The sequence below is a fragment of the Vibrio mimicus CAIM 602 genome (assembly GCF_000338875.1).
In the GTDB taxonomy this organism is placed as follows: domain Bacteria; phylum Pseudomonadota; class Gammaproteobacteria; order Enterobacterales; family Vibrionaceae; genus Vibrio; species Vibrio mimicus.
This window is the reverse complement of record NZ_AOMO01000046.1, coordinates 15,122-28,224: the sequence shown is the minus strand read 5'-3', so window position 1 is coordinate 28,224 and position 13,103 is coordinate 15,122. Positions and strand designations below refer to the sequence as shown.

6 protein-coding genes and 1 pseudogene are annotated in these 13,103 nt (G+C 44.1%); all 7 read right to left on the bottom strand.

The features are described 5' to 3' along the window. Positions 1-37 precede the first annotated feature (37 nt). Positions 38-6,202 carry a non-ribosomal peptide synthetase gene (locus D908_RS04865; protein WP_005526072.1) on the bottom strand — a complete coding sequence of 2,055 codons (6,165 nt, stop codon included), beginning with the start codon at positions 6,200-6,202 and terminating at the stop codon, positions 38-40. A 110-nt stretch (positions 6,203-6,312) separates the two neighbouring features. Further along, complete coding sequence (locus D908_RS04870) at positions 6,313-7,602, bottom strand: MFS transporter (RefSeq protein WP_005526070.1); 1,290 nt, start codon at positions 7,600-7,602, stop codon at positions 6,313-6,315. After that, entirely contained in the window at positions 7,583-9,469 is a 1,887-nt protein-coding gene (locus D908_RS04875) for a TonB-dependent receptor (protein WP_005526067.1), read from the bottom strand. The genes D908_RS04870 and D908_RS04875 overlap by 20 nt, the downstream gene beginning before the upstream one ends. A 329-nt stretch (positions 9,470-9,798) precedes the next feature. Then, on the bottom strand, positions 9,799-10,773 hold the full coding sequence (locus D908_RS04880; protein ID WP_005526066.1) for a helix-turn-helix transcriptional regulator: 975 nt from the start codon (positions 10,771-10,773) through the stop codon (positions 9,799-9,801). Between the two features lie 157 nt (positions 10,774-10,930). Further along, on the bottom strand, positions 10,931-11,905 hold the full coding sequence (locus D908_RS04885) for a helix-turn-helix transcriptional regulator (RefSeq protein ID WP_005526063.1): 975 nt from the start codon (positions 11,903-11,905) through the stop codon (positions 10,931-10,933). 481 nt (positions 11,906-12,386) lie between these two features. Then, a pseudogene (locus D908_RS0119740) lies at positions 12,387-12,629 on the bottom strand (single-stranded DNA-binding protein). Positions 12,630-12,899: 270 nt separating this feature from the next. Next, positions 12,900-13,061, bottom strand: a complete 162-nt coding sequence (locus D908_RS04890; protein ID WP_000459076.1) for a YoaH family protein — start codon at positions 13,059-13,061, stop codon at positions 12,900-12,902. Positions 13,062-13,103 lie beyond the last annotated feature (42 nt).

Genomic DNA, 13,103 nt, shown 5'->3' with positions numbered 1-13,103 from the left:
GTGCTCGGTTCTCCGCGCAACCCTTCATGTGCTGTGGTTATGATTGAACTCGTTGTCGGCGGTTCAGTTTTCTGTCGTTTTGTCGTTGTCTACGCGCCAGCTGATCATCACTAGGTTTATCGCTGAGCCATCCTTCAGATAAGAAGGCTGCTAGCAAGGCAGGAGATGGGTAAGTAAATAAGTCAGTGACCGATAAAGGCATGGACATTTGATGTAATGCGGCGTGTAACTGAACCAATTGCAGCGAGTTAGCGCCCGCATCGAAGAAGTTCTCTTTTTCACCGATAGCAGAGTTGACGATCTGCTTAAAAACCTGCTGAATCTTCTCGATCGTAGCGGGATCTCCGTCGTCTCTAGATCTGATCGGCTCAAGATCAACAGAAGAAGCTTGTGCTGGTATAAAGCGAGTTTCAGTGCGCTGGATAGGCAATAACTGGTTAATGGACATAGTCCAAGACTCAGGTTGAGTTGCTAAGGTTTTTAACAAAGAAAGGTATTGTTCAAACATTTGGTTTAGCAGCGGTTGAGGAAGTAGCGCTTCAACTGCATCCCAGTTGAGACATAGATGTCCCGATGATTCATAAACTTGATGATCTAGCCAGATTTGTGGGGTTTGCGAGATCCCCCAAGTCGGTTTAAGCCAACCTGAATTGGAGAGAAAATCACCTTCTGATGTTCCAAGCGCACTGGTAAAGACGACTGGCATCATTGTGCTGGCTTGTTGCTGTTGACGTGCCAACTCACGCATTACCCAAACCGCTGAAATTTGGCTATGTTGGAGATCATTGGCTAATTGGTTTTGCAAGCGTTTCAGGCTTGCCATCCAATCGTACTCAGGATGCCATGCCAGAAGTAACAAGGTAGTGAAGTCCCCCATTATCTGCTGGATATTGGGGTGGACATCCGGTCGATCGAACAAGGTGAGGTTAAGAGTCAATGCTTGATGGTTGCTCCAAGCGGAGAGCGTGCAAGCATAGGCATTCATCAACACCACCGATGGCGTCACTTGATGTCTTGCTGCGATGACTTTCAGCGCTTGCCACTCTTTGGGCGATAGTGAGCCAGCGGCGCGAATAAATTTCGGTTTACTGATCGTCGCTGGATCCGCTTGGATTGGTAAATTTGGCGCTGAAGGCAGATGAGTCAGTCTTTGTTGCCAATAGGCTTTTGCCGCTGACAGATCTTGTTTGGTTTCGGTCTGTTGCTGCCATTCAACGAAGTCTCTAAACGTAATCTCAAGTACAGGAAGTGTGCGAGAAGGATCTTGGTAAAGTTCTTCCAATTCAGCAAAGAAGATCTGCATGCTCAGTCCATCAAGCATCATATTGTCTAAGTTAATGAAAATTCGCGCTTCGCCGCTTGTGTGGGTAATGGCTTCTACCGAAAACAGAGGCCACAACGCCGGATTTTTTACCTGATGGGACAACCCATCACGAATCGCATTAGCCTGAGAACCCTCTAATTCATCAAGTGCATGGCAGGTTAGAGAAAAGAAGGGGACGCTGATCAAAACTTGTTGTTGGTGGTCACGTACCACGGCACGAAGCATGTCATGACGTTGAATCAGGCGGTTCATCGCTTGGTTGAAACGTTCAACATCTAGCTGCTTTACTCGAAACTCAATAAAAAACTGAGAGCTTGTATCACCTAACGCAAAGTCTGATTGACGACCAACCCAATAAGCTTGTTGAACTTCGGTCATCGGGAAGGGCAGATATCGATGGGTAGGCTTTGCGACTAAAGGAGTTAAGCTTGTTGGCTCGTCAGGCTCCATCATCATTAATGTGGCTGCAAATTGGCCTAAGGTAGGTGAACTGAAAAGCTGAGTTAAGTCAGCATGGTAGCCTTGGTGTTGCAGTGCTCCAATGCAGCGAGTTGCAAGTAAACTATCACCGCCGAGTAGGAAAAAATCACTCTCGACATCTAAATCTGAATGGTTAAATAACGTTTGCCAAACTCTGGCTAGTACCTTCTCTTTTTCAGTCAATACCGGCTTGTGAGGCAATGTTCTTGGGCTTGTTGCTAAGGTTGCGTCTGACAAGGCTTTTCGGTCGACTTTACCATTTGGGGTTAGCGGCAAGGCTTCCATAAACGTAAAACGTTTCGGCACCATGTAAGGGGGAAGCAGCGTACTAAGTTTGGCTGACAATTTATCGCTATCGGGTTTGTTGTGCGCATTATGGTTTTTGAGTACATAGAGTCGATGCTCTTCCATACACACAGTATGTTGTAAACCGAGGTTGGCCTGTTTAAATGCGCTATCCAGTTCAGCGAACGACAGCAGTGAGGGAGACTGCTGCTCTAATACTTGAGCGCTGATCAAAGCGGCCTCGGGTAATGTCGCCATCTCGCTGACTAGCAGCATGCCTTGAGGTTTCAGTATGTCTATCACTTGTTTAAGAGTGCGTGCAGGATCGTTCTGGCGATGCAGGACATTGTTGAGAATTAGAATGTCAGCTTGCCCGATGAGGGGCGTCATATCGGCCATCGAGGCATGTTGAGCTTGTGCATGGCTTAAGCGCTTTAGACGCTTTTCAGCTTGTTGAACCAAGCTTAAGGACGAATCCAGTGCTCGATATTGCACTTTTTCTGGCCCTAATAATGAACAGACTTGTTGCGCCAAAAGAGCACTGCGAGCTTCGATTTCAACCAGTTGAATCGGTCTGTTGAGCTTATCGGACAGTGTGGAAATCGCTTTAATGATCTGGGTCAGCAGAGTCTGGAATGCGGGTTCTTTCATCAACATTACTTCTGGGGAAAGATCACTTTCCAGCAGTGCTTGTGCTGTAGTTTGTTCACTCAGAACGTTATGCAATAAATCACTACAATAAAGGAAGCTTTGCCATGGATGAGTCGTGACTTCGCTATCCGAAGTCAAGGGTAGTAGTCGATATGATCCACCTGTGTCTTGGGTATGTTTTTCCGCATAACCCTGTGCACAAAGAAAATGCCACCACTGCTCAAAGAGATCGAAATAACGAGCGCTTACCCCATACTGTTGTGCAAATATTGCCAAAGGTTTGGGGTGGTTGTTTTCGGGCAAATAAGCCGTGAGATGTTGATGTAAGAAATGGGCAATCAAAGAGGTAACTTGAGGGGCTGTTGCACTCTCAATGTCTGAAAAAAATACCGCGTAGTCTTGCGGGAGAGATGGATCTGGCTCGACCTCTGAGCAGAGTGTATTGCCCTCGACTACCACAAAACATTCGAGTTGTTTATCTCTGCCACCAGAGAGGCTAGTGGCTAGCGCAACACCATGACGAACTCCTTGGACACGGTTCAACGCAGCATCGATCTCACCTAATTCAATTCGATAACCACCGACTTTCACTTGGTTATCTTTACGACCTAGAAACTCGAGTGTACCGTCAGGCCAATAACAACCAGTGTCGCCAGTGCGATACCAACGCTGCATTTTATGAGTCTGCGGGCAAGTAGTTTCAACAAATTGGGCTAAGGTACGCGCCTCATCATTCCAATAACCTTGAGCAACACCTATGCCGCCGATCCAGAGTTCACCTGGTACCCAATCTGGGCAATCTTGGCCAGCGTCATCCACCACACGATAACATTGGTTTTTTAATGGGTAGCCGTAAGGAATGGATCGCCAATGTGGATCAACGTGATTGACAAGGTACTCATTGGACCAAATGGCGGCTTCAGTGGCACCACCCATAGCGCTAAATGTGCCGAGTGGCTGGAAAGCGCGATATCGAGCGGGAAGTGAAAGGTCTATCCAGTCACCTGAAAGCATCACAGCTCTTAATTGAACGGGTGTTGTGAGTTTCATGCCTTCACAGAAAGTGAGGAACATATCAAACAGTGCCGGTACGCTATTCCAAATAGTTACCTGATGCTCTGCAATCAGACCGCTCCACGCCATAGGGTCGCGAGATTGCACTTCTTGTGGCAGAACCAAAGCACCGCCTGCTGCCAGCACACCAAATATATCGTATACAGATAGGTCAAAATGCAGCGCAGAAATCGCCAGTACGCGATCACGATGGGAAATACCATGGCGCTGGTTAATATCAAGACATGTATTGAGCGCTGATTGATGAGAAATCACGACTCCTTTCGGTGTACCGGTTGAGCCTGAGGTATAGATGATATAAGCAGTATCTTTAGGGCTTCGAGAATGTGGAGAATAATCTAGGAGAGTGTTACTGGTTTCTTGCCAGTCAATGTGGGTCGATGACGTCCACTCAAATTTCTCTTTCGCAGTCTTACACCGCACTACAATCCGAATATTGGCATTCTCTATAATTGATTGGCGACGGCTTAAAGGTTGATTTGGAGCAATAGGAACGTACACGCCGCCAGTATGTAGAATAGCCAGAACCGCAATGACCTGTCCTAAGCCTTTCTCCATACTGACAGCGACATGCTCCCCACTATGCATTCCAGCTTCAATCAAACTTTGCGCTAGTTGTTTGGCTTTGGTTGCGACTTCATTAAAACTTAATGTTTGCTCAGCACTGATCAGGGCTGTGTTATTTGGGTTGATTTGCGCTTGTTCAAATATTCGGTCGTGCAGTAAACCTTGTGGCACTTCTTCATGAGTGTGGTTACGCTGTTCCCGCACTTGTTTTTGCTTTTCAGGCAATAAATCATGGAGTGGCGAATGCCAAACTGACTGGTCTTGCAGTAGGTATTCCACCAGTTGGGTGAAAGCATCAAACATGGTATCAACAAAATCGGTTGGGAAGAGCGCATCAATCCCATCCCATTGCAGCACAATTCCATTACCTTGTTTGAACGCTACAAAATCCAACCAAACTTGGGGAGTTTGCGATATTCCCCAACCTGGCTCACCAAGCGGGCTGTCAGCATCATCACCAAATAACGAGCGATTAAGATTACTGGTAAACACAATAGGCGCGCCATGGGGATGGCTGCCGTTCTTTTTGAGATCTCGCAGCACTTCAACACCAGAAACGATTCGGTGTTCGTAAAGTTCAGCGAAACGTTGCTGATGTGCCTGAATAAGCTCAAGCACGCTTGCTTCGTTGATCTCGACATCTAGAAGCAGAATATTGGTGAAGTCTGCCAGCATCTCATTCATGTGTGGGTTGAATGGGTGACAGTCAAACAGTGTGAGATTGAGCAACAATTGGCGTTGACCACTCCAACGTGACAATACGGCCGCGAATAACGTTGCCAGCACCATTGTTGGCGTTACTTGATTGGATGATGCGAGCGTTTGAAATTGTTGCCATTGAGCTGGAGTTAATGGATATCGACGGCGGTGGAATGTCGGTTTTTTTAGCTGAGCGGGATCTTGCACCAATGGTAAGTTTGGAGCTGCGGGTAATCGCTCATGCTGCTCCTGCCAAAATAGAGATGCCGCTTTCCGTTGAGTATTAAATTCTTCTTGTTCTTGCAGAAGATAACTGCGGAAATCATAGTCCGATTGCTGTTGTGGCAAGGTTTTTCCTTGCAACAGCAAGGATAATTCATTGAAAAACAGGCTAAAGCTCGAAGCGTCCATGACAAGCAGATCAATACTGACATATACGCGGCTGTGGCCTTCATTCAGTAATGCCATCTGAAAATCAAAGGTTTGCCCGTTATGTACATCAAGAACTTGATGACTGAGTTGATCACGAAGTGCCAGCATCGCCTGATGGGCATCTTCTTCGGATAAATGTCTGAGATCGTGCAAGGGGAGTCGGTGTTTGCGGACAGGCTCCACCCAACGTTGTGTACCGTCACTTTGAAAAGCAACACTCAGCATAGGATGCCGATGTATTAACACATTGATTGCCTCTTCTAACGATGAAGCTTCAAGACCAAGAGTGTTGAATTCCTGATAGAGGTGACAGCCATTCCCACCCAAAACTTGTTGTTCACCTCGGCCTATGTAATAGGCAAGTTGTACTGGCGTCATGGCAAAGGGAACGCCATCTTTCATAGTTGGAAATGATTGGAATCGTGGGCTAGGAGTGGAGAGTGCCGTCGAAGTGGTCAACTTGCTCTCTATCAACTGGTCTATTTGAGCAAGTGTTGGGTTTTGATATATCTCCTTTAATGTCACCTTACATCCAGCACGGCGGAATTGGTTTACCATGCGCATCATGAACATCGAATCTAAACCAAGTTCGAATAAATTGTCGGTTTCATTCAACCCATGAATTGGAATGCTCAATGATTGGCAAATCGCCTCTCGGAAAGTGGATAAAAGTTCGTTCTGAAATGACATAAGGCAGCTGACTCCGTTAAATTTTGAATGAGCACGTCCTGTGATGGCGTATGCAATCACTAAAGTGAAAGAGAGGTAGAGCCCGTGTAAGCACGGGCAAAAACTAGGCGTTAAGGATTATTGGGGACATAGTGAGCTTCCTTACTCGGTGAGGTCTGTTCAGAAAGAATTTGAGTTGCTTTGCCTAGAGCGAGGGCTGAGGCTATCAGTGCAAACAGGTAATGTATCTGATAGCCATAATTTGTAATTATCCACCCACATACCATCGCCATCAAAATCGCCATCAACATATCCATTGATTGGAAGAGCGAGAAGTCGACACCAGCTTGATTACCATAGGACCACTCCATCATTAAGGTATACAGGGCAACAAATTTCGCGGCGGTCAGTATTGCATTGAATACATACAAAGTTTCTAACCCATGCGGTAGCTGTAGAATCGACGTTGAGTAAAGAGCAAAGCCACTATAGATGAACATTTCGAGTACTAGGCAGCCAATAACCATTTGTATTGCACTCACGTGTTTCATTAACCAGCCACTAAACCCTATACCTATAATGGCGGTGACTATGCCACCTCCAGCCACCAATAAACCAAGATTTTCTAGTGTAAGACCTTGATCATACATAAATGGCATCATCATCGACTGGACTCCGCGAGTTCCTGATTGGAACAGCGCGACCAAAAGTAGCCCCAGTGTCACTTTAGGATTAGAAAACGCTGTTTTCAGCGAAGGTGTATGACGACTCAGAGAGTTTGTTTGAAGCTTGTGTTTACTGAACAACACTATGCTCGGCATAGACATTAATGCGACAAGAGCTATAAGTAGAAGAGTTGCATTCTGCCAACTAACACTGGCGGTGAGATAAATAAATACGCCACCGCCAAACAGTGCGCCTAGGTAGGCGCCACCCACTTGCATGACGTTTCCTAACCGTCTTTGCGAGGAATGTAATTGATCGACAGCCAATCCATCTGTACTGATATCTGCAATAGTAGAGAGTAAGGCGAGCAATAACACACCCGCAAATAACCAGGCTTGGTGAGTAAGAGCAGAAGTGAATGCAAACGCCCCAAGAGTGAGCAAAATACCAGCTTGAGCCATAACAATTAGGCCCCCGTGATGAGCAAAGGTTGTTCCTCGGTGACGTATCTTTTCGATATAAGGTGCCCAAAGGAATTTCAGCGCCCAAGGGAGCATAGTTAAATAGAAAAGGCCGATTTGAGAGGTGGGAACTCCTTCCGAGCGTAACACTGCAGGGATCCCCTGCAGTGAAAACATACCGATAAGGCTCTGTATGGTGTACACACCCGCCATGAGTGGAAGTAATGTTTTTAGGCTAAGTGTTGGATGGTGAGTTGTTGAAAGGGCCATTTCATTACCACTCAAGTTTGACATTTAAGCCGATTTCACGGCCTTGACCATAGTTGCTCATTAGGCTTGAGCCTGGCATCGCAAATGCGTAGGTTTTGTATTCTTGGTCTGTAATGTTGTTACCAAATAGGCGCAATGAAAGATGTGGATTCACCACATAGCTGACACCAAGATCGACTAAGGTGTAGCTAGGCTGTGACAAGCTATTGTTCTCATCGAAAAAGACGCTGGATGTGTAGCGCGCATTGGATGAAATGGAGAGTTCACCATCCACCCATGACTGAGGTAAGAAGTATTCAATGCCAGCAACAACTGTTGTGTTGGGAGCGTAAGGGAGTGTTTTGCCATCTAAGCCCTGATTGCCCGATTCAAAGGTCGACTCACCCAAAGTACCGCCTAAAGTCAGAGTCAAGTCATGGGTTGGGTAGAAGGCAAATTGAAGTTCTAAACCATGGCTACGAGCATCTCCCATATTTCTGAGCACCTGACTGCCCGGATTGCCAGTATAAAGCTGAAGATCTTGGGTTTTAATCCAGTAAAGAGCGCCACTGAATTCAAGGGTATCCTCAACCAACCGTGTACGCCAACCGAGTTCACCATTCAGTGATTTCTCATCTTTATAGCCGTTTTTGTCGCCGTTGCTGCGAGGTTGCGAACTAAAGCCTCCCGGGCGATAACCGCTAGAAAGAGAGGTGAAAATTCTCGTGTCCTCATTAAGTTGCCAACCAATGGCAGCTTTTGGAGAGAGGGTATTCTCGGACTTATCTTGGTTGTAAGCATTAATCATCCATGCTGGATTACCACTGTAATCTGCGCGAGTTGAAAGATGTGAGGCACGTATACCTAAAGTGAGGTCAACGGCATCGGTCATTGCATAGATGGCTTGCCCAAAAAGAGCATAGTTATCAGTTTTAACCTGATTAGTAACCTTAGAGGTTGCACCTGATTTTGCATCAAAATCACGGTGCTCGAAATAAGCACCAAACAGGGTAGACAATGTCTCGTTAAAGGAGGTGTTGGCTCGAAATTCCTGACTGAATGTGTTTTGATCCTCTTGCCAATTGCCACCAATGAACTGACGTTCGATATTACGGTTTTGATAGGCCGTAACGCTTGTAAGTTGAGTTTCTCCCAAGTCGTAACCGACTTGTAAAGCATAACTATTGACGATGCGTTGTAACTCAGGGATAGGTTGGCGTGTTTCTTTATTGTCGAACTCAGATTGAGTTAAATACCACTCTTCATGACTATCAAGATTGTCACTCGATACAGAAAAAGACAGGGTTAGGGGGGAGTTTTGTGGCAAATAGTGGATACGAGCTACACCACTAAACTCTTGCGTATCGTTCGCATCCTTAGTGTTGCTTGGTAGATGCGTAATATTCCCATCATGCTTGAGTGCGCGAACAACCACATCAGTGTACACAGAGTCAGTGAGCGCAAATGCGCTAGAACCATTGAACTGTTTACTCAGATTACTGTAAGAGACATCGGCTGCGGCTTTAGGTTGCCCCGTAGATTTTTTGGTAACGATATTAATGATGCCACCTTGAGCGTTCCCCCCATACAGAGTGCCCTGTGGACCCCGTAATAACTCGACACGTTCAATGTTCAGTAGTTGCTGGGTGAGAAAGGCATTGTCTTGCAGTACACCGTCCACATAAACACTGACTGTGGGGGAGTAATAATCGGGGGAACTGATCCCGCGAATTGTCGTATTAGCATAAGTGCGGTTGCCTCTGGATTGAATCACTAAACCAGGGAAGACCTTTCCCAAATCTTGCACTTGATAAATGCCAGCACGTTCGAGTTCTTCTCCGGTTTTTACTAAAACCGAACTGTCTATCCGTTCTAGAGGAATCGATTGTTTACTTGACTCAATGACAATCACTTCTCGGGCATTTTCGGTTGCGAGAAGAGGTGGGTAAGTGTGCTCAAAACCATGGTTAAAGTGAGCGAGGAGATTTGAGGGACTTTCTTGTGCATCTAGTCTTTCCTTTAGTTAAAGCTTTGAGCTTATGTTGCGGATTACCAGCTATTTCTTCTAACTGAATAAGACATAAAAAAAGCGCGAATCGACGCTTCTTGGTGTTTTGGGAATTCTTTTAAACAAAGAGTAATGAGTTAACATGGAGATTTGCGTTTTAAACTTTTGTTTATTCATTTAATTACTGAAGTTGTCTCATTGTTTTTTGTTACGTTTAAAACATGGCAACCTTATTATTTGATATGTTGATAGTAAGGCTTTGGTGGGGTATTCGATTTTTTCAGAGATATAAATGAAGAAGGGGTGCATCCAAATTCTTTCTTAAATGCACTGGCAAAATGACCATGATTGGAATAACCCACTTCATGGGCAATATGTGAAACGGAATAGGATTGCGCAGAGAGTAAATCGGCGGCTTTAATCATTCTTTGCAAAATAATATATTGATGAATCGTCGTATTGAGTTCTTTTTTAAAGCATTGTTTAAGCGTTGTTTCGTTAGTTCCAACCCTGCGAGCTAATTCTGTAATTGTGGGCGGCAGGATAAATTCCTTATCTAAAATGCAAATTGCTTTTTCAAGATTGGTGCATCGATTGTCATACTGTTGATGAGCATTATCGTTAAGTAGATAACGTGTTGTATCGCTGATGAAGGAATAGGAGAGTTGACGACAAAGAGCATCACTCAGTTGCTCATGTGCCGATAGCTTAAGAGCAATATGTCGAAAAGCTGGTTCAGCTGGTTTCATCAGGAAGAAAGGAATCTGCCGCTGCAGCATATGAAGTATGTTTTGTCCAATCTGCATGATGTCTAGGTATTCAAGCAGCATCCGCCTTGGGATTTGTAAGGCAAATAACTGAGTCGTTTGAGGCTGGTAACGACAAAATCCTGTTCTCACGCCGGAGTAACAAAGAGCGATAGTGTTAGCCGCAAAAATTTTTGGTGAGTTTAAATTGTTGATTTTATAGTAAACGGAGTTTCCTAAATTTAACATCAAAGTGACAGTGTCGTCGTCGGTGATATCCGTTGTATCTAACTGCGTTGGCGTTTGAAAGAGCCCTTTAAAATTACTCATGATAATTCCATCATTAAGTAAATTGCAGCGCAGAGAGAATTCGCCACATTCTTGCTTGAACAAGATGTTGCCATTAGTCTGAATGGACTCTTCCATCAAGTCCAAACTGAAAGGGAGTCGATAGTAGGGCATAGTATGATGATTTTAGCACTCTTCAATTGATAAAGGTTATCATTACCATTAATGGGCGTCTACGAAATGATTCACTTTAACTATTGAATTGTTCAAAAAAGCAGGGAAGTCATTATCATTCCCTGACTGATTTTGCTCAATTAGATGAAGTCATCTACTAAAGCTGTTGGTGATTTTTACGGTATTGAAGTGGATTCTGTCCAAAGTGTTGTTTAAAGAGCTTAGTAAAATGTGAGGGGCTGGAATATCCCACTTTAAAGGAGATATCAATAACGGGGTGATCTGTGTGCTCAAGCTCTTCGGCGGCAATCTTCATACGCGTTTGCTGAAGTAGCTTGGAGAATGTGGTGTTGAAAAGAAGTTTAAAACCACGCTTAAAGCTGGTTTCATTTGTGCAAACCTGTCGACATAATTCGTTTAAGCACCAATTTTTTCCCGGTTCTGAAGTTATCATCGCGTGTGCTTTGCGTATCTTGTTGAGTGTGCGGTTGGACAGTCGTGAGGAGTTGTCATGCTTCTTGTTTGTTTTGAGCATGGGAATTTGGTTTAGTAATTTCGATAGACACTGGTAGGCCTGTGAGACGGCATACAAATGGTCAGTGGCACTGCACATTCCATCGTGCGTATTTAGCTGGTTGATAAACTGTTGAATTTCAATGCTGGTATCAAAGATCAAAGGACGATTTTCCGTAAGTGGATTGATGCCGTTGTCAGCAAGGCTATCTTTCATCTGTTGATAAATCGAAGTCAGATATTGGCAGTCGAAGCGGATATCTGATATTTCGATGTAGCTTTCCTCCTCGCTGATGAAGACGCCATTAAAAGAGTTGGCGGAAAAGATCAGAACACTTTTTCCATTGTGCAAGCTAATTGGCTTATCTGTACCGTGATACCAGATAACATTCTCGCCCTTTATCACCGTCAGTAAGCGTAAACAATAGAGATCCTCCTTGGTGTTAGGCTCATAAGACGTACAACCTCCGTAGCCCGACAAAGTATGAATGTGACAACCTAAACAGCCTCCAAGAGAGTGGCAGACAGGCGTTTGTTGTAGCTCAGAGGCTTTTTCTTGGCGAAGGGGTTTAGCTAATTGGATGTGCGCAGATGTAGACTTCGAATAAACGCTGTTCATTTATAGATACCGTTCAAAATGCTTGGGTAGGTACTGCACATCGGATTCACATGTGTAATAAAAGCGCATCACATCATAAAGAGAGCATTTGTCTTTTATGAGTTCTCATATTTATTAATTTTTCATTTTAGAACTAGTAATTCTCATCAACTTGATTACTTTGTCTGCTCAAAATAGAAGTGTTTCATTTCATGCACACGTCTGAATTGAGTAGTGGCATCTTGGTCATTATCAAATAATCATACTTAACATTGAAAATGATAAATATGATTATTCGATATTTTATGGTAAATCCAGTTATGTTTAATTGTTCGCAGGAAAGTGGTTCGGGCATTAGTTAGTGAGTTTACTTTCCATGTTTATTTAACATAATATATATAATACGCACTAAGGTGTTTTGGTTTTGGGATGGTTTTTGTAACGGATTTCCACTGCCACAAATCTTAAGCCCTATGGCAGTCATTTTACAGATCGACTTCTCTTACGGTTCGATTGTTAATCCGTACTTCTTGAGTTCCAAGCCTCCGTAATTATTAACAATATAGCTAGAGCTGTTCACTGTATAAAGCCCGACTGCATATGGTAGCAGCCTTCGTCTAGACCGATTTTCATTTCTACAGGGAATTTACCGCCCAGATAAACGTAAGCGGTTTGTTCCACGGGACGTCTTGTCCTCTTTACCTTTAATAGCTCGAGTTTCAACACGTTTATTCTCTTTGAACACTTTTTATTCTGAGCATAGGCACGTCACTTCCAATTGTGACACTGTAGCGTAATCAGTGAAGTATTCTGTCAAATCATGCGCCTACTGGCGCTTCGTAAGTTTATTACAGACACAACGGAAATCCTTCCGTCAGACCGAAGCGATCAGCACAAAATGTCGACGTAAGTGATTGCTTTTGATAGTTTTCATATAAATAATGGTTGTAAAATGCGAATGCGATTACTGCATGTTTTTGATGTTACTTATTTTAGAAGACATTAAAAAAGGCACTCATTGAGTGCCTTCGTTTTGTGTTGCTTTATCTTGACGTATTTGTTGAGCAATGATTTTTATTGCTTCCGCGGTACTGATGCCTTCTGCCATCAATTTTTGAATTTGTTCAACTGCGGCTTGTTGCTCAGCATGAGTTAATGTAGGTAAATCATCAAACATGAAAAAGGCTCCTCAAAAAGGAGCCATACTATAAAGATATGC